This window comes from Xenorhabdus entomophaga (assembly GCF_037996725.1).
In the GTDB taxonomy this organism is placed as follows: Bacteria; Pseudomonadota; Gammaproteobacteria; order Enterobacterales; family Enterobacteriaceae; genus Xenorhabdus; species Xenorhabdus khoisanae.
The window spans coordinates 1-267 of the sequence record NZ_JBBMXH010000439.1 but is presented as its reverse complement, the minus strand read 5'-3'; the positions used below and the strand labels follow the sequence as shown (position 1 = coordinate 267).

Genomic DNA, 267 nt, shown 5'->3' with positions numbered 1-267 from the left:
CCAGTTGAGCGAGCGGCCATGTCAGCCAGCCGTAAACTTCCGTCCAGAATGCCCGCGCCGCATTAAGCAGTTTGGCGGGTTCCCCCTTGTCCATCCATGAGGGTAAGGCCAACCGCTTAAGGCGTTCCCGGAACTCAGACATTCTTCACCTCCACGGTGAGTGATTGCAGCCGGGGGACACTCAATTCACTGAGAATGTCGCCCAATGAAAAAGTCAGTGACTCAATTTCGGTAAATTCACGGTGTATCTCGCGGCCCAAGTTCGAA

At 54.7% G+C, this 267-nt stretch carries 1 pseudogene; it reads right to left on the bottom strand.

The annotated features are described in order from the left end of the window. Positions 1–134: 134 nt before the first annotated feature. A pseudogene (locus AAC854_RS24830) lies at positions 135–267 on the bottom strand (baseplate J/gp47 family protein); the annotation flags it as partial.